This window comes from Pseudomonas sp. MF09156, from assembly GCF_059862305.1.
This window is the reverse complement of the sequence record NZ_JCBCUR010000022.1, coordinates 1-18118: the sequence shown is the minus strand read 5'-3', so window position 1 is coordinate 18118 and position 18118 is coordinate 1. Positions and strand designations below refer to the sequence as shown.

At 62.2% G+C, this 18118-nt stretch carries 16 protein-coding genes; 6 read left to right on the top strand and 10 right to left on the bottom strand.

The window, feature by feature from the left end:
- Positions 1–24: 24 nt before the first annotated feature.
- From dacB to AC19YY_RS27745, 8 genes are all read right to left on the bottom strand, one after another.
- On the bottom strand, positions 25–1479 hold the full coding sequence (gene dacB, locus AC19YY_RS27780) for a D-alanyl-D-alanine carboxypeptidase/D-alanyl-D-alanine endopeptidase (protein ID WP_170043000.1): 1455 nt from the start codon (positions 1477–1479) through the stop codon (positions 25–27).
- 69 nt (positions 1480–1548) lie between these two features.
- Positions 1549–3972: a TonB-dependent siderophore receptor gene (locus AC19YY_RS27775; RefSeq protein WP_500605151.1), complete on the bottom strand. Its 2424-nt coding sequence runs from the start codon at positions 3970–3972 to the stop codon at positions 1549–1551.
- Positions 3973–4082: 110 nt separating this feature from the next.
- The gene (gene ykgO / locus AC19YY_RS27770; RefSeq protein WP_020297337.1) at positions 4083–4232 is read right to left on the bottom strand and encodes a type B 50S ribosomal protein L36; all 150 of its coding nucleotides are present in this window, start codon (positions 4230–4232) and stop codon (positions 4083–4085) included.
- 540 nt (positions 4233–4772) lie between these two features.
- Positions 4773–5750 (bottom strand): FecR family protein, encoded by a 978-nt coding sequence (locus tag AC19YY_RS27765; protein WP_500605150.1) that lies wholly within the window; start codon positions 5748–5750, stop codon positions 4773–4775.
- Positions 5747–6325 (bottom strand): RNA polymerase sigma factor, encoded by a 579-nt coding sequence (locus tag AC19YY_RS27760; protein WP_169954923.1) that lies wholly within the window; start codon positions 6323–6325, stop codon positions 5747–5749. Before AC19YY_RS27760 ends, AC19YY_RS27765 begins: the two co-directional genes overlap by 4 nt.
- 6 nt (positions 6326–6331) lie before the next feature.
- Entirely contained in the window at positions 6332–6658 is a 327-nt protein-coding gene (locus tag AC19YY_RS27755; RefSeq protein WP_500605149.1) for a DUF3325 domain-containing protein, read from the bottom strand.
- A complete protein-coding gene (locus tag AC19YY_RS27750; protein WP_432755069.1) occupies positions 6658–8232 on the bottom strand; it encodes a PepSY-associated TM helix domain-containing protein in 1575 nt (524 codons plus the stop codon). Before AC19YY_RS27750 ends, AC19YY_RS27755 begins: the two co-directional genes overlap by 1 nt.
- Positions 8229–8531, bottom strand: a complete 303-nt coding sequence (locus tag AC19YY_RS27745) for a DUF3649 domain-containing protein (RefSeq protein WP_169954920.1) — start codon at positions 8529–8531, stop codon at positions 8229–8231. Before AC19YY_RS27745 ends, AC19YY_RS27750 begins: the two co-directional genes overlap by 4 nt.
- 326 nt (positions 8532–8857) lie before the next feature.
- Between AC19YY_RS27745 and AC19YY_RS27740 the strand changes: the two genes are divergently transcribed.
- From AC19YY_RS27740 to fecA, 3 genes are all read left to right on the top strand, one after another.
- The gene (locus tag AC19YY_RS27740) at positions 8858–9346 is read left to right on the top strand and encodes a sigma-70 family RNA polymerase sigma factor (RefSeq protein WP_170043006.1); all 489 of its coding nucleotides are present in this window, start codon (positions 8858–8860) and stop codon (positions 9344–9346) included.
- Positions 9343–10287: a FecR domain-containing protein gene (locus AC19YY_RS27735; protein ID WP_500605148.1), complete on the top strand. Its 945-nt coding sequence runs from the start codon at positions 9343–9345 to the stop codon at positions 10285–10287. Before AC19YY_RS27740 ends, AC19YY_RS27735 begins: the two co-directional genes overlap by 4 nt.
- A 90-nt stretch (positions 10288–10377) precedes the next feature.
- Positions 10378–12723: a TonB-dependent Fe(3+) dicitrate receptor FecA gene (fecA, locus tag AC19YY_RS27730; protein WP_500605147.1), complete on the top strand. Its 2346-nt coding sequence runs from the start codon at positions 10378–10380 to the stop codon at positions 12721–12723.
- A 195-nt stretch (positions 12724–12918) separates the two neighbouring features.
- Here fecA and AC19YY_RS27725 read toward each other — a convergent pair whose 3' ends face one another.
- Both AC19YY_RS27725 and AC19YY_RS27720 read right to left on the bottom strand, forming a co-directional pair.
- Positions 12919–13326 (bottom strand): HPF/RaiA family ribosome-associated protein, encoded by a 408-nt coding sequence (locus AC19YY_RS27725; protein WP_099167987.1) that lies wholly within the window; start codon positions 13324–13326, stop codon positions 12919–12921.
- Positions 13327–13538: 212 nt separating this feature from the next.
- Positions 13539–14486 carry a LysR substrate-binding domain-containing protein gene (locus AC19YY_RS27720; protein WP_032857665.1) on the bottom strand — a complete coding sequence of 316 codons (948 nt, stop codon included), beginning with the start codon at positions 14484–14486 and terminating at the stop codon, positions 13539–13541.
- A gap of 137 nt (positions 14487–14623) precedes the next feature.
- Between AC19YY_RS27720 and AC19YY_RS27715 the strand changes: the two genes are divergently transcribed.
- The 3 genes from AC19YY_RS27715 (at position 14624) to AC19YY_RS27705 (ending at position 17937) form a co-directional block, all read left to right on the top strand.
- A complete protein-coding gene (locus tag AC19YY_RS27715) occupies positions 14624–16000 on the top strand; it encodes an L-serine ammonia-lyase (protein WP_500605146.1) in 1377 nt (458 codons plus the stop codon).
- A 60-nt stretch (positions 16001–16060) separates the two neighbouring features.
- Entirely contained in the window at positions 16061–17350 is a 1290-nt protein-coding gene (locus AC19YY_RS27710) for a serine/threonine transporter (RefSeq protein WP_432755064.1), read from the top strand.
- Between the two features lie 269 nt (positions 17351–17619).
- On the top strand, positions 17620–17937 hold the full coding sequence (locus AC19YY_RS27705) for a DUF3509 domain-containing protein (protein WP_500605145.1): 318 nt from the start codon (positions 17620–17622) through the stop codon (positions 17935–17937).
- Positions 17938–18118 lie beyond the last annotated feature (181 nt).

Below are 18118 nucleotides of genomic sequence, written 5' to 3'. Positions count from 1 at the left end.
GGAGCGGGCTTGCTCCCACATTGTTCAATCGCGGCTTTGCGCCAGGACCACGGCCACTCGATCTTCCAACGCCTTGATCCGACTCCCCTCCACCACATAGTTGTTGGTCAGCATCGAAAACACCAACCGCCGCCCCCCCGCATCGGTGATGTAGCCCGTCAACGAAGACACCCCACCCATCGACCCCGTCTTGGCCTGCAGGTTGTTTTGCGCCGCAGTCCCGCGCAGGCGGTAACGCAGGCTGCCGCCACCGAGGCGATCCGGGTTACCGGCGATGGGCAGCGCGTCGTACCAGGCGTTGAACCACGGCTGCTTGTTAATGGCCAGCAACAGGTCGGTGAAGTTCTGCGCCGACACCAGATTACGTCGCGACAAACCCGAGCCATCCACCTGGCTTAATGTTGCCGGGTCCAGGCCCTGGCGCTTGAGAAAGTCAGCCACCGCCGCAACACCGGCCGCCGCCGTGCCGGCATTCGCCTGTTGACGTCCCATGGCCTTGAGCAACGCTTCGGCCATGCTGTTGTTGGACAGTTTGAGCAAGGGCCTGATCAGTTCCTGCAACGGCGCCGACTGGTGCGTCGCCAACACCGTGGCGGTGGCCGGGCTGACACCACCGATCACGCGCCGACCCTGCACGCTGATCCCCTGCTGCGCCAAGGCCTGGGCAAACAGATTGGCCACCAGTTGCGTCGGCTCCCACACGCTGACCCATTGCCGGCTTTGCGTCCCCGGCGTCAGCGTGCCACTGAGGCGCAGCAGGTTGCTGCCATGCTGGCGATTGAGCCCATAGCTGTTGCCCGGACCGCTGAGCGCCAGGTTGCTCAGTTGCACATAATCAGTAGGCGGGCTGAGGGTGACGCCCAGCGGTTGGCCGACCGCCATGGGCGCCTTGGCCGTGACGATCAAGGTGCCCGCATCAAAATCAGCATTGGGCGACACGGTCAGTGCGGAAATCTGCGCGCCGTAATACTTGTCTTCGTCGTCGTGGGCCCAATCCACACCCAGGCGTTCGGCGTCGAACCAGCTGTCATCGAACACCAGGTCGCCGTCGATCTGCCGGATGCCCTGCGCGGCCAGGTTCGCCGCCAGGGCCTGGTAATCCGCCCACTGGATCGTCGGGTCGCCCAGGCCTCGCAGGTACAGATTGCCCAGCAGGCGCGAGCCTTGTCGGCTGCCGGTGCTCAGCAACTGCGTAGAAAACCGATACTGCGGGCCCAGTACATCCATGGCCGCCGCCGTGGTCAGCAGTTTCAGGCTGGAGGCCGGCACCAGCCGCGTGCGGGGGTTGTGCTGGTACAGCGTGCTGCCGCTGCGGGCGTCACGCACCACCAACGAAACGCTGGCCCCGGCCAGGGCCGGATCGGCCAGCAATTGCTCCAGCGCCTGCTCGCCGGTTTTCGAAGGGCTGGCACAGCCACCCAACAACAGGCTTACGCCCACCAGCATGGCGCTGGTGTGTATCCATCGTCCCAACTGCATCAAACCGTCCCGGCAATCCTCAAAGAGCGCAACGCTAGCAGCTCAGGCCGCCAGCGTCATCGCCGACGGTCAGAACTCCAACGTGCTGGACAACGACACCTGGCGCGCATCGCCCATGGACACAAACAACCGGCTGACGGCCGAGGTGTAGTAGGTGCGGTCAAACAGGTTCTTCACATTGAGCTGGAACTTGACCTTCTGCCCGTCGACCTTGGTGTCATAGGTGGCAAACGCATCGGCCACGGTGTAGCCCGGCAGGTCGAAGCTATTGAGTGCATCGCCGGCCCGCTCGCCGACGTAACGCGCACCGGCACCGACGCGCAGCTGGTCGCCGCCGACGATAGTGCCGAAGTCGTACACGGCTGAAACAGAACCGGAATTTTTCGCCACGTTTTGCAGGCCTTTGCCTTTGTAGGCCGGGTGCTCGGTGACTTCGGCATCGGTGTAGGCATAGCTGCCGATCAGGCTCCACTGGTCGGTCAACTGCCCGCTCAGGTCCATTTCCAGGCCACGGGAGCGCACCTTGCCGGCGACGCTGTAGATCGAGGTCGCGCCCTCGGTGATCGACACCAGCACGTTGCGTTTGTGGATATCAAACACGGCCACGTTGGCGGTAATGCGCCCCGGCATATCGAACTTGGCCCCAAGCTCCCAGGACTTGGACTGTTCCGGGGCGATGCTGCCGTCGATCACCATCTTGTTGTCCAGCGGCGCAATGGTGGAGTTGGGTTTGAACGATTCGGTGTAGCTGCCATAAAACGACAGCTCATCGGTGTAGCGGTACACCAGGCCGGCGCGGGGCACCCACTTCTGGCCGTTGCTGTCGGTGTTGGCCGTGAACGGGCGGCCCTTGCCGGCGTACTGGTCGTACGTCTGGAAACGCGCACCGCCGACCAGGATCCACTGGTCAGTCAGGTGGATGGCGTCCTGGAAAAACACCGAGTCGCTGCGCAGCAGGTCAGTCTGGTTGCTGTCCGGCGCGCTGACGGTGGTGCCCGCCACTTCGCGGCCGTACACCGGGTCGTTGTAGTTGAACACGCTGCGGCTGGCCTGGCGGATCAGGTCGGCGCGGTAGATTTTGCGGTATTCGTCATCCAGGCCAAACACCAGGTCATGGCGCATGCCGGCCACGTCCACCTTGCCTTCGAGGCTGACGGTAGTGAAGCGGTCGGTGGTCAGCGCGCCCTGGGTACCGTCCATATTGCGCGTCAGCACGCCGTTGGCGTTGACCTTGCTCACGCGCACCTGGCTGGCGTCGTAGGTTTCGCGGTTCCAGCTGTAGCCGAAGTGGGCCTTCCAGTCGTCGTTCAGGTCATGGTCGACCTCAAGGCGATACAGGTCGGAGCGGCCTTCCATATTGTTGAACGGCTCATCCAGGCGGCGCGTGGCGGGGATATCCAGGGGGTGATTGGTCGTGGGGTCGATGGCCGTGCCACGGTCGAACGGCGAGAGAAACTCGCGGTGCTCGTAGGCCAGCAACACCTTGGTGGCGTCGCCGTACCAGGCCAGGGATGGCGCGATCAGGCTTTCGCGGTAAGTGCCGAAATTGCGCCAGTAATCCTCATCTTCGTGGTCGAGAATCAAACGATAAGCCAGGCCGCTGTCGCCAATCGGGCCGGTGGTGTCGAGGTTGCCGCCGCTGCCGTTCTTGCCGCTGCCATAGGTCGAGCCGCGCACGGTCAGGGCGGTGGATGGGGTCAGCTCGGGTTTCTTGCTGACGATATTGATCACCCCGCCGGGGTCCTGGATGCCATACAGCAACGACGCCGGGCCCTTGAGCACTTCGACGCGCTCGGCGGTTTCGTTCAGCGCCCGGCCCTGCACCACGGGCATGCCGTCGCGCATGACCGAGCCATTGCGGTTGTCGCCAAAGCCCCGCAGCATCACCGCATCCTGGGTGCTGCCCAAGGTGTTGGCCTGGGTGATGCCGCTGACGTTGGCCAAGGCATCGTCGAGGTTGCGCGGCACCTGGTCGCGCATCACCTGGGCCGGCACCATGTTCACGGTTTGCGGGGTTTCCAGCAACAGGCCCTGGGAGCGCATGACCGAGCTGGTGGGCGGTGGCTGGTAGCTGGTGGCTTGCTGCTGGTTGACGCCGCTGATGGTGGTGGCGCCAAGATTGACCGCGCCTTCGCTAGGCAGCGGCTCCAGGGCCAGGGTGCGGGCGTCGATCTGGCGGAAGGTCAAGCCGGAGTTACCCAACAGGCGCTGCATGGCCTGGGCGGCGCTCATCCGCCCACTGACGGCCGGGGCGTTGAGGTTGTAGGGAGCTTCGTCGGTGTAGACCACGCTGATGCCGGTCACCCGGCTGAAATCGCTCAGCGCCTGGGGCAACGGCTTGGCCGGCAGTGCAAAACTGAAGACTGCGCTCTGCTCCTGCGCCGCTTGCGCCAGGCTCAGGGGCTGTAATGCCAGGCCGGAAGCGGCCAGAAGGGAGGCTCCCAGCCACTGTTTAACCGAACTGCCTGCCGCCGACTTTGCCCTGGACTTCATACTTGAGAACCCGTGTAGAGAACGCTGTTAATGCGAATTGATCGCAGTTTCAAGCACTACACGAATGGCGCGGGGTTTTACCTCAGGTGAAATTGAAAATAATTTCACCCTCAGCCTTTGTTCTTGTTTTTCGCCCCGCCCTGCCGGGCCTTGAAGCGTGGGTTGGATTTGCAGATCACATAGATCCGCCCCCGGCGCTTGACGATCTGACAGTCGCGATGGCGGTTCTTGGCTTCTTTGAGTGAGGACAGGACTTTCATGGGGTGGCTCCTTGATAGGGATGTAATAACATATCATAAATGCAAATAAGAATAGTTATCAACCTTTGTTCGGACCATCCCCTAAACCAGCTCCCACAGGAACGCAGCTTCGCGCTCTGGCTCTGCTGTTGCTGTTGCTGTTGCTGTGCTTTTAATCTGGCTTTTGATCTCAGGCGCCCCGTTAAACCACGCTGGCCGCAGGCAGGTATTGCGCAGTGGGCACCCCGGCATGGATGCCGGGGTAGCCGCGACACGGCCGGGGATGGCCGATCGCGGCGGGCCCACGGAGCAATGCCTGACTGCGGGCATGCCGAGCCTAGGCGAGGCACCGAGTGGTGGGGCGAGGACGTTTTGGTTACTTTTGGGTCCCAAAAGTGACCCGCCGTAAGGGCGGAACCCTAAGTGGCCGTGACCGCAGGAATGGATATGTACACAGAGCGAGTTGTGTCGATGCTCATGCTGCGATGGCCCCTGAAGGGTTGCGCTGCTCTTCCAGACGCCATCGCGGGCAAGCCCGCTCCCACAGGGGGTGGCTGGTTTTCAGCGGACGACGATCAACCGCCCCAACACATTGTGCTGCTCAAAACCCAGCACCGCTTGCAATGCCTTGAGCACCGCCTCCGGGTCCTTGCTCGGGAAGCTGCCGCTGACCCGGCGGGCGCCGAGTTCGTCATCAAGCAGCAGGATGCGGCCAGGGTAGTAACGGCCAAGGTCCTTGAGCACATCGGCCAGCGGGGTCTTGTAGTAGTTGAGCCAGCCGTCGCGCCAGCCCAGGCGCGATTCACTGTCCACCGCATGCCGCTCATCAGCCACACCCTCGGCGTAGGCCACTTGCTGGCCGGCCGTCAGAATTTGCTGAGTACCCTGGGCCGAGGGTGTAACCCCGACCCGCCCCGACAACACCGTCACCTGGGCGCCCGCCGGTTGCAGGCGCACTTCGAACTGCGTGCCTAACACCCGCACTTCGCCACTGCCTGCGTGCACTACAAAGGCTTGCCCGGTGTGGGTCACGCTGAAAAAACCGGCGCCACGGCGCAGTTGAATGTGCCGCTCGCCGTGGCTGAAATCCACGGCAATCGCGCTGTCGGCATCCAGGGTGACTTGGCTTTGATCGGCCAGGGTCACGGTTTTGACCTCACCCGGCGCACTGACGTAATCGGCGCCCAGGTCATCGACCCAGCGCTGTGGCTGCCAACCGGCGCCCATCGACACCATCAGCACCAGGCAGGCCGCCATCGCCAGTGCCGCCGACCAGCGGCGCATACGGGAGCGTTTTGCGCCGTCCATGGCCTTGAGGTAACGCTGCAGGGCCAACGCGTCTTCGGCGGCCAGGGTGCGCGCCGGCACTTCGCTCAATTCCCACAGCACCTGGGCCTGGGCATACGCCTCGACGTGGGCCGGGTCGGCGCGCAACCAGTGGCTGAAGGTGGCCTGGTCACCACTGCTGGGCGCATCGTGCAACAGGCTGAGCCAGGCCAGGGCGGCCTGTTCCTGGGCGGGCGTCGGGGTGACGTTCACGGTGCTTTCCCTGGCGAGCGTGGCGGATGGGCTTGCCGAAGGCTGGCTTTGCAGGCTTCGAGGGCACGCATCATATGTTTTTCCACGGCACTTTGGGACAGGCCCATGGCCTTGGCGATTTCTGCGTATTTGCGCCCGTGGATGCGGTTGAGCAAAAAGATCTGCCGCGTACGCTCCGGCAAACTGCGCAGCGCCGCTTCCACATGGCGCAGATCGTTGCCCGCTTCCAGCGCAGCCTGGGGCTCGGAGCCATGATGATCCTGCTGCTGCGGCAACCAGCCTTCAGTGCCGCGCACCCGCGCGTTTTCGCTGCGCAGGTGGTCGATGGCAATATTGCCGGCGCAGCGCAGCAGGTAGGTGCTGAGTTCTTCGACCTGCACCAGGGGTCGGCGCCAGAAGCGCAGGAACAAATCCTGCACCAGGTCCGCCGCCGTCGCACGGCAGCCTACGCGGCGGCTGACCAACGCCTCCATCTGTGAGCGCTGGGACAAAAACACCTGTAGGAAATGTGCGCGCCCGCCCGACGATTCAGCGTGAGGGTGATCCTGGGGCTCGGGCGGCGTGGTGATCATCAACGGTGCTCAGAGGGTCGCGAAGGCCGCAACGGGGCTGGCCAGCAGGCCAACGCCCGCGAGGATCAAGGCCAGCCTTGGCCGATACGGCAACAGCAACACCAGCAACAGCCCACTGAGCATCAGCACCGCGCACCAGTCCACCAGGCCCCGGCTCCAGCCGGCCAGGTGCACCGCCGGCCAGATCGACAGCCCCAACAGCAGCCAGCCAGCCACGCGCAACCCCAGGCGCCGCCGTGGCGAAGGTTTGCTGTGCAGCAACTCGCCATGGTGACGGTCCAGGGACAGGCACAGCGCAACAAAGCCTGCGTAGCACAGCAACAAGGCCAGCAACATCAGTGCACCTCGCCTTTGAGGGTCAGTGGGCGGGCCCGCTCGGCACGGGGTTGGGCGGCGCTGCGGTGCTGCATCTTCCAGGCGGCCCAGGCCAGGAACAGGCCGCTGCCCAGGCAGGTCAGGTCAAAGCCGGCCATGGCCCAATCACCCTTGGCCAGCGACACGCCCAGGTGCTGGGAAGTGGTCAGCGCATTGAGCAGCGGCACCGCCATAAACAGTACGGCGCCCAGGCCCAGTTGCTCGACCCAAGCGCGGCGGCCACGGCGCAGCATGGCGTGCAGCAAGGTCAGGCCCCAGGCGATAAAGAAGCTCTGCACCTCCCAGTCCGAACGTTCGGCGAAGCTCGCCGGCAGCAGGCGGTTGGCCCAGAAAAACACAGCAATGGCGATGACCAGCCCGGACATGCTGGCAAGGTTCAACACCTCCACCAGGCGCAACTCAAACGGCATCACCCCGGTTTTGGCATGCTTGAGCTGACGCTTGCCCAGCCAGATCACCAGGCCGGTGCCAATCATCGCCGTGCCCGCCAGGCCGCAGATAAAGTACAACCACCGCAGCACCGGGCCGGCGAAGTGACCCATATGCAGGCCGTAGAAACTGCCGCTGATTGCCATCGGCAGCGACTGCTCGGCACTGACCCGCAGCAATTCGCCGGTGCTGCCATTAAAGGACACGGTGCTGCCGAAATCATGCACCACCCGGTCAGAGCCGGCGCGGGAGACGTTGACCGAGGCATTCACATCGCCAGGGTTGTTCACCGCCAGCCGCCCCACATGACCACCGCCCCACTGCGCCCGGGCCTGCTCCACCAGCGGCGCCAAAGGCAGCAGCTTGCCCGGCTGGCCGAGGGCCGGGGCGTTGTCGGTGGCCGGGAACAACTCATTGAAAAACCCACGGGTGTCGCCGTCATAAGACGCGAGGATGCTGGCAGGCATGACCATGGTCATGAAAATCACCAAGCTGCTGTAGGTGATCATCAGGTGGAACGGCAACACCAGCACGCCCACCGCGTTGTGCCCATCGAGCCAGGAGCGCTGGCCCTTGCGCGGGCGGAAGGTGAAGAAGTCCTTGAAGATTTTCTTGTGGGTGATGATCCCGGTGATCAGCGCGACGAACATCACCATCGCCGCGATGGTCGACAACCAGCGGCCCCACGGATGAGGCATCTGCAACTGGAAGTGGAACCGGTAGAAGAACTCGCCGCCCATGGTTTCCCGGGCCTGGAGTTGTTCGCCGGAGACCGGGTCGAGCATTTTCTCGATGAAATTGCCGCGCCGGCCAGGGTCGATCTTGTCTTGCCACATCACCGATAAACCAGGGTCGCGGCTGTTGGGCAAGCCGATAAACCAACGGGCCGCCGTGGGTGCGTGCTGCTCCAGGTAGCTTTGCGCCACGGCCACGCTGCGCGCATCGTCCACCGCATGGGCTGGCACTTCGGGCTGCATCCAGTGGGTGATTTCACCCTTGAAGTAAGACAGGGTGCCGGTGAGGAAAATCGCGAACAGCAACCAGCCGAAAATCAACCCGGCCCAGGTGTGCAACCAGGCCATGGCCTGACGGAAACCCTCTTTCATGGGCGTGCCATCCAATAGGCCAGGCCAGCCAGGGTGGCCAGTATCGCGCAGGGCACCAGCACGCCGAACCAGGCGCGGGCCGCACTGCGGCAGGCAAAGCACCAGATCACCGCCAGCAGGTAGAACACAAAGGAACTGAGCATGCCGCTGACCACCGCATCGGCGCGGGAGATTGGCAGCCAGAAGGTCAGGCACACGCTGGCCAGGGACGCCAGCACATAGCCGCCGACAACAGCCGCCAGCAGCCGCGACGTCACACCGAGCCGGTAGGAAAGAGGAAGTGATGCTTTGCTTTTCATGCCAGTGGCGCCTGGTTCGTCAGGGGCGAGAGTCTAATGATAAATATTCTCATAAGCAAAAGAGAACGGATGAAGCGGGCACCAAAAACAGAGGTGGGGCTTGTGTGGGAACTGGCTTGCCTGCGATGCAGCCACCTCGGTGTGTCTGGCAGAACAAGATGATGCTGTCGCAGGCAAGCCAGCTCCCACACAAGCCAGCCCACAGGGTTCTGTGGCGATAAAAGCGGCTATCGGTCTTATGCTGATTGCCGAATGCCACCCGCCCACCCTACAATGCGAACAATTCTCGTTATCTAAAGCATGCTGATGCTGCCGGAGTGTTCGCGTTGCGGCCGTCCAATACCGTCGAAGTCCTGTATCACGACCATCACCACTGGCTGACCGGCTGGTTGCGACGCAAGCTCGGCTGCCCGCACAGCGCCGCCGACCTGGCCCAGGACACGTTTATCCGGGTGTTGAGCGGCCGCGAAACCCCGACACTGATCGAGCCCCGCGCCTTCCTCACCACCATCGCCAAGCGCGTGTTGTTCAACCATTACCGCCGCCAGGACCTGGAGCGCGCCTACCTCGACGCCTTGGCGCAAATGCCGGAACTTGCGGCACCATCGGAAGAAGAGCGGGCGATCATCCTGCAAACCCTGATGGAACTGGACCAGTTGCTCGACGGTTTGCCCGTGCCGGTCAAGCGCGCCTTCCTGCTGGCCCAGCTCGACGGCCTGACCTACGGGCAAATCGCTGCCGAACTTGGGATCTCCATCGCCACCGTCAAACGACATTTGAATAAAGCCGCCATGCGCTGCTATTTCGCCCTATGAACCGCGCCGCGAACTTCTCGACCCAGGTCGCCGAACAGGCGGTGCAGTGGCTGATGCAAATGCAGCAAGGCCCGCTCAACCCGCGCCAGCAGGCAAACTGGCAGCGCTGGCTGGATGCCCACAGCGAGCACCAACGGGCGTGGGAGCATATACAGCGGGTCAACCAGCGCTTGCGCGCAATGCCCTCGCCCCTGGCCCACGCGGCACTGAACGCACCGCAATCGAACAGTCGGCGCCAGGCGCTGAAGCTGTTGCTGATCCTCGGCGCCGGTTCGGCAGCGACCTGGGGCTTGCGCCAGCAGCACTTGATCGCGCCATTGACCGCCGACTACCGCAGCCCCTTCGGCCAGCGGCGCAAGGTCCAACTGGCCGACGGCAGCCACCTGCAACTCAACACCGCCAGTGCGGTGGATGTGCAATTCGATGGCCCACAGCGCCTGATCCGCCTGCTCGAAGGCGAGATACTGCTGCGCGCCAGCACCCCGTTGCAGATCATCACCGGCCAGGGCATCGTCACCGCCCGGGCAGCGCAGGTGAATGTGCGCCAGTTCAACGATCACACCCAGGTCGCCGTGCTGGATGGCCAGGTCGAGATTGCACCCAGGTCCTACAGCGGCTTACCGCTGACCCTGGAAAAATCCCGCCAGGCCAACCTCACCCGCAAAGGCTGGGATACGCCGCGCCTCACTGATGCCAACACCGGGGCCTGGGCCGACGGCATGCTGGTGGCGTCGCACATGCGCCTGGCAGATTTCCTCGAGGAACTGAGCCGTTATCGCCGGGGCCAATTGCAGTGTGATCCGCAAGTGGCCAACCTGCTGATCTCCGGCAGCTACCCGCTGGACGACAGCGAACGCATCCTCGACCTGCTGCAAATCAGCCTGCCGGTCAAAATTCGGCGTTTTACCCGCTATTGGGTCAGTGTCGAAGCCCGCGCCTGAATTATTTTCGCCACCCGTGAGCCGTTTTCCGTACCTCGCGTGACAGAGAGGGAAAGCCACCCTGTTTCCCACCTCTGAGGAACGTTCTTCATGCCCCAGCAACCGACTCGCCTGACGCCACTTGCCCGTACGCTGCGCCACTTGCTGCTGGGCGCCAGCCTCAGTTTCAGCGCCCTGCCCTACGCCATGGCGGCCGAGACCAAGCCTTATCACATCGCCCCGACGTCCCTGGAAGCGGCGCTGAATCAGTTTGGCCGCGAGGCCGGCGTGCTGATTTCGTTTGGTTCCGAAGTGACCGCCGGCGCGCAAAGCCAGGGCCTGCAGGGCAACTACACCACCTTGCAAGGTTTGAACGCATTGCTCAAGGGCACCGGCCTGCAAGCCCGCGCCGAAGGTAACAATGCCTACAGCCTGCAACCACTGAACGCGCCGGCCACCCTGGAGCTGGGCACCTCCAATGTGGTGGGCGACTGGCTGGGCGACGCGGCGCAAACCAACGTCTTCGAACACCCCGGCGCCCGTGATGTGATTCGCCGCGAAGAATTCGAGCGCCAGGGGGCGACCCAGGCCCGTGACGTGCTCAATCGTATTCCCGGGGTCAACGCGCCGGAAAACAACGGCACCGGCAGCCACGATATGGCGCTGAACTTCGGTATTCGCGGGCTCAACCCGCGCCTGGCGTCGCGCTCGACGGTATTGATGGACGGCATTCCGGTGCCTTTCGCGCCGTATGGCCAGCCGCAGTTGTCGTTCGCGCCGGTCAGCATGGGCAACATGGATGCAGTGGACGTGGTACGCGGCGGTGGCGCGGTGCGTTACGGGCCGCAGAACGTCGGCGGCGTGGTCAACTTCGTGACCCGGGCAATTCCTGATGCACCGACGGTCAAGGGCGGCCTGCAGACCGAGACCAGCCCGTCTTCCAGCCACGATGGCTTCAAGACCACCGGCAATCTGCTGGCCGGCGGCACCGCCGACAATGGCCTGGGCGGCGCGCTGCTGTATTCCGGCACCCGCGGCGGCGATTGGCGCGAACACAGCGACACACAAATCGACGACCTGATCCTCAAGGGCAATTACCAACTGGACGAAGCCAACAGCTTCAATGCCATGGCCCAGTACTACGAAGGTCAGGCCGATATGCCCGGTGGCTTGAGCACGGCGGCCTACAAGGCCGACCCGTATCAGTCCACCCGCCCCTACGACAAATTCTGGGGCCGCCGTACGATGTTTAACGTGGGCTATCGCTACCAGGAAGATCGCCGGGAATTCACCGTCAACAGCTTCTTTACCAAGACCCTGCGCAGCGGCTATCTGGACCAGGGCAGCTTCCTTTCGCTGTCACCGCGCGAGTATTGGGTACGCGGCCTGGAAACCCGCCTGGCCCAAGGCTTCGACCTCGGCCCGACCAGCCATGAGGTGGGCGTGGGCTACCGCTACATCAACGAGGCCGGGCACGAATTGCGCTACCGCACGCCGATCAGCGCCAACCAGCAACTGCCCAATACCGACAGCCGCAACGACCGCGACACCCGCGGCGGCACCGAAGCCAACGCATTCTTTATCGACGACCGCATCGATATCGGCAAGTGGACCGTAACCCCTGGCATCCGCTACGAGATGATCAAGTCCCAGCAAACCAACAACCTGACCGACGTCAAATACAAGGGCGACTACAACACCGCCCTGCCGGCGTTGAACGTGCTGTATCACCTGACCGACGACTGGAACCTGTACGCCAACACCGAAGGCTCCTTTGGCAGCGTGCAGTACAGCCAAATGCCCAACCGTGTGAGCAGCGGCGCGGTCAAGCCGGAAAAGGCCCGCACCTGGGAAGTCGGCACCCGCTACGACAATGGCGCGCTGCGCGCAGAAATCGGCGCGTTCCTGATCAACTTCGACAACCAGTATGAAAGCAACCAGACCAACGACTCGGTGATCGCCCGGGGTGAAACCCGGCACCAGGGCATCGAATCCAGCCTCAACTACGCCCTCGACGGCTTGAGCCCCGCGCTGGCCGGCTTTGATGTGTACGCAAGCTACGCCTATGTCGATGCAACCATCCGCGAAGACGGCCCGAACAAAGGCAACCGCGTGCCCTTCTCGTCCAAGCACAAAGGCACCCTGGGCGTGGGCTACACCGAGGGCCAATGGAAGTTGAACCTGGACAGCACCTACCAGAGCAGCCAGTTCGCCGACAACGCCAACACCCAGGCCGAAAGCGTGGATGGCAGCAATGGGCGCATCCCCGGCTACATGCTGTTCAGCAGCCGCGCGGCGTACGACTTCGGCCCGCAGTTGTCGGATTTGAATGTGGCGGTGGGGGTAAAGAACATCTTCAACACCCAGTACTTCACCCGTTCGTTTGACGATAACAACAAGGGCAAATACGTGGGTGAGCCGCGCACGGTGTATGTGCAGACCTCGGTCGCGTTCTGACGAATAGCCTGAATACACTCTTGGCTTATGTGGGAGCTGGCTTGCCTGCAATGGCAGTGGGTCAGCTGCAACTTCAGTAAATGGCAGATCGCCATCGCAGGCAAGCCAGCTCCCACATTTGATATATATTCGCCACAAAAAAACGGGCCTGCATCTGCAGGCCCGTTTTGTATGGGGTTGAAAAACATTCAGCAATCAGCTGTTAAGCGCAGCCTGTTCGTTTTCCAGGAATTCCTCTTCAAGCCCGGCTTCATCGACTTGGTTGTTGGGCGTGCGTTTCTCTGCACGCGGCTTGCCTTGCAATCTGCCGAACAGATGCTCCAGCGCGTTATCCAGCTTGGTGGCCGCCCCGTCGATGGCTTGTTCCAGGGTGTCGGCTTTATGGATGACCGAAATCGGTTGATGACCCTTTGGCCGCGCTTCCAGGCGGCAACTTAAATCGTGTGGGCCCGGCTTGTCGCCGTTCTCATCCTTCAAAAAGACTTCGATGCGGGTCAAGTCTTCTTCATAACGTTCGAGCGTGCTCTCAATGGTAGTACGTACCCACTCCTCCAGTCGGATGCTGCTTTCAATATGGTTATCGCTGTTGACTAGGATTTGCATAGTGTTTCCCTTATTTCAGCTAGCTCGCCAGAGGTCACAACTGCAACACCGATGCGGTGAAACCATGACCTCTTGATTACACAATTGAGCACCTGAGGGAACAATTCAACCCCTATTCAAAGATAAATCCTACATTACAAATTAAGTCTGACAATCGCCCAAAGCGCTGTTATGGTCGGGAGTTGGGTGCACCCGCCCACCCGGGCAAATCCTCACAATTGCCCCTCTCCCAAGGGGTGCAATCCGCGAAAAATCCCCGCCTCTTCCACCAGCCAGTCATGCACCGCACGCACGCCGGGATGGTTCAGCGCGCCTGGCGCATACAACAGCACGTAGCGCTTGTGATTCGGCACCGCGAGCCCGAACGGCACGATCAGGGTGCCGCGCTCCAATTCGTCATTGAGCAGGGTGCGCCGGGCAATCGCCACGCCCATGCCGGCAATGGCGGCCTCGATGGTCAGGTGGTTGCGGTTGAAGGTATGCCCGCGCCGCACGTCGGCGTCGTGATAGCCGATAGCATTCAGGTAAAACTCCCACTCGGCGTACTCATAACTCCCACGCCAGGCTGTGATGTCGTGCAACAGCGGGAAGTGGGCCAGGTCGGCCGGGCCGTGCAACGGCGGCCGTCCGCGCAGCAGGCTCGGCGCGCACACCGGGAATATCTGCTCATCGAGCAAGGCTGTGGATAACAAACCCGGATAGCTGCCGTCGTTAAGGTCGATGGCCAGGTCGAAGTCGCCTTCGTGCAGGGCAATGCTGCTGTCTTCGGCCACCAGGCGCAGTTGGATATCCGGGAAACGCTGCTGCAAACGCGGCAGGCGCGGTGTCAGCCATTTACCGAGAAATGACGGAATCGAGCGCAGGCGCAAGGTGCCGCTGATCATCCCCGCATCCAGGCGCTGCAACTCGGCATCGATGCTGCCGTAGGCCTCACTCACCGTAATCGCCAACCGCTGCCCCTCGGCACTCAGCTCCACGCCACGCGCCCGGCGATGAAACAGGCGAAAGCCCAGGCGTTCTTCCAATTGGCGAATCTGCTGGCTGACCGCCCCCGGCGTGATGTGCAGTTCTTCGGCGCAGCGCGTGAAGGATAAATGCCGTGCGGCGCAGGCAAATACGTGCAACCAGACATAGGTCTGGGCATGAAGCGGGCGAGCCATAGAGTTTAGTCCTGCTAAAGGGTGTCTTAGGATAATTCGTTGGTCAGTGCCGATCTAGAGGCTCAGTATCGCGCCACTTCCGCTTGTCCTACAAAACATGGCAGCGATTCCTACTCCATTGCTTGTAAGGCTTTAGCATGGCTATCAGCGTTTTTGATCTATTCAAGGTGGGCATTGGCCCGTCGAGCTCCCATACCGTCGGCCCCATGCGGGCAGCGGCAACCTTCGCCCAGGCCCTCACCGACCAACAGTTGCTGGAGCAAACCCAGCGCGTGGAAGTGCGCCTGTACGGTTCACTGTCGGCTACCGGCGTAGGCCATGCCACCGACCGTGCCTGCGTAATGGGGTTGATGGGAGAATGGCCCGATCGAGTGGACCCTACCTCCATCGGGCCGCGCATCCAGCAGTTGCGCGAATCTGGCCGCTTGTTGCTTGCCGGCACCCAAGAAATCTCCTTCAACTGGCAGCACGATCTCCTGCTGCTGGAGGAAAGCCTGCCCTACCACCCCAACGCCATGTCCCTGCATGCCTACGGCGAAAGCGGCCTGCTGAGCGAACAGACCTACTACTCGGTGGGCGGTGGTTTCATTATCGAGGCTGCGGAAGCCGAGTCGGGTATTGCTCCCACCAGCGATGTAGAACTGCCCTACGACTTTTCCAGCGCCGTCGAACTGCTGGCCCTGTGCAACAAGCATGGCCTGCGTGTTTCTGAATTGATGATGGCCAACGAACGCGCGTGGCGCAGCGACGAAGAAATCCGTAGCGGCCTGCTGCATATCTGGTCGGTGATGCGCGAGTGCGTCGAGCAAGGCCTGCGCGATGAAGGCATCTTGCCCGGCGGTTTGGATGTGCCGCGCCGCGCCGCCAAGCTGCACCGCAGCCTGCTGGAAATCGGCAAACCGAATGTGATCACCTCGACCTTGTCGGCCATGGAATGGGTCAACCTGTTCGCCCTTGCGGTCAACGAAGAAAACGCCGCCGGTGGGCGCATGGTCACCGCACCGACCAACGGCGCGGCCGGGATCATCCCTGCAGTGCTGCACTACTACATGAAGTTCAATGCCGACGCGTCCGACGACGATGTAGTCAACTTCTTCCTGGCCGCAGCCGCCGTCGGCATCCTGTGTAAGAAAAACGCCTCGATCTCCGGTGCCGAAGTCGGCTGCCAGGGTGAAGTCGGCTCGGCCTGTGCCATGGCCGCCGCTGGCCTGGCGGATATCCTTGGCGCCACCCCCGAGCAACTGGAAAACGCCGCCGAAATCGGCCTGGAGCACAACCTTGGCCTGACCTGCGACCCCGTGGGCGGCCTGGTCCAGGTGCCCTGTATCGAGCGCAACGCCATTGCCGCCGTCAAAGCCATCAACGCCACGCAAATGGCCCTGCGCGGCGATGGCAAGCACTTCATTTCCCTCGACCGGGTGATCCGCACCATGCGCGATACCGGCGCCGATATGCATGACAAATACAAAGAAACTTCACGGGGCGGCCTGGCGGTCAGCTGGGTGGAGTGCTGAGGAGCACGCCTACCCGCCCCATACGTGAGCCCGCGCAAAAATAATAACGAGGCAATAACGATGACCGATGTACGTACACCTGCTGCCGAAAATCCCGCTTCTACCACACAAACCGTAACGAGCGGCTGGAGCAAACACGACACCACCTGGATGCTGGGCCTCTACGGCACCGCCATCGGTGCTGGCACCCTGTTCCTGCCGATCAACGCCGGGGTCGGCGGCTTCTGGCCGCTGATCGTGCTGGCGCTGCTGGCCTTCCCCATGACTTTCTTCGCCCACCGTGGGCTGACGCGCTTTGTGCTGTCAGGCAAATCCGGCGACATCACTGACGTAGTGGAAGAACATTTCGGCGTCGGTGCCGGCAAGCTGATCACCCTGCTGTACTTCTTCGCCATCTTCCCGATCCTGCTGGTGTACAGCGTCGCGCTGACCAACACCCTCGGCAGCTTCATGGAACACCAACTGCAAATGACCCCACCGCCACGGGCGATCCTGTCCCTGGTGCTGATCCTCGGTCTGATGGCCATTGTGCGGTGCGGCCAGGGCGTGATCGTCAAGGCCATGAGCGTGCTGGTCTACCCGTTCGTCGCCGCCTTGCTGCTGCTGGCGCTGAGCCTGATCCCCAACTGGAACGGCGCGTTCTTCGCCTCGGCCAGCGAGGGCATGCCCCTGCCGGTGTTCTTCAAGACACTGTGGCTGGCGATCCCGGTGATGGTGTTTTCGTTTAACCACTCGCCGATCATCTCGGCCTTCGCCGTGGACCAGAAACGCGTGTACGGCGCCCAAGCCGAACGCAAGAGCAGCGGCATCCTGGCCATGGCCCACGGCATGATGGTGCTGACGGTGATGTTCTTCTGCTTCAGTTGCGTGCTGGCACTGTCGCCCGCCGACCTCGCCGCCGCCAAGGCGCAGAACATTTCGATCCTGTCCTACCTGGCCAACCACTTCCAAACCCCGGTTATTGCCTACGCCGCGCCATTGATCGCGCTGGTGGCCATCACCAAATCCTTCCTCGGCCACTACATCGGCGCCAGCGAAGGCTTCCAGGGCCTGATCGTCAAATCCCTGCGTGGCCGCAACCGCACCCTGTCGGCGCGCTGGCTGGAACGCTGCACCGCGGTGTTCATGATCCTCAGCTGCTGGGCCGTGGCCACGTTCAACCCAAGCATCCTGGGCATGATCGAAACCCTCGGCGGGCCGATCATTGCGTGTTTGCTGTTCCTGATGCCGATGTACGCAATCCGGCGCGTGCCATCTTTGCGCCAGTATTCGGGCCAGGTGTCGAATGTGTTTGTGGTGTTGGTGGGGCTGATTGCGCTGTCTGCGGTCATTTTCTCGCTGGTGCCCTGAAACAGCCCACTGCACAGGTCAACCTGTGGGAGCGGGCTTGCCCGCGATAGCGCTGCATCAGTCACGCAATGGTTGGCTGATCCACCGCAATCACAGGCAAGCCCGCTCCCACAGGGACAACTCGTTGTCAGAAAGATAGCTGTACGGCACGGCCCTTGCTGTACACCCCATGAAGGAAAACGGAGCTTGCGACCGGTGGTCAGGCAACACGAACCAATCGCCATACCGGTCGTCAATCAGTGCATGTTCTTATCAGGCGGTAACGCACCATGGACAATCCTTTTCAGCTGATCACCGACACGTTCACCCCCCAATACCGGGTCAACCTGAGCATCCAGCGCCTGGACGGCAGCATCATGCTGACCCTCTCCGACGACAGCGGCGTGGTTGCCAAACGCATGATCAGCGCCGAACAGCGCAACGACCCACAACGCCTCAAACGCCTGGTGCAAAGCGTGCAATTTGGCATTGCCATCGAACAGGGGCACAGCGCCATGGAGATTTTGGCAGTGATGACCGACGGCGACAGTCACAAGCTGTTGCAGCGCCCGCCCACGCGCACCCTGCCGTTGAATTTTGGAGTTTGAAGCTCATTATTTGACTCCCCCTAAAATAAGAGGGAGGGGATTGCAATTTTTATAAACGGCGGCGGCAAAAACTGAGTGCAACACCTGACCTTTCCGGTACGGTGCTGCCCCTATGTCTTATACCGAACTCAGCGTTGAAGAGCGCGCCACCATTCAAATCAGTCATGCCCAAGGCTTCAGC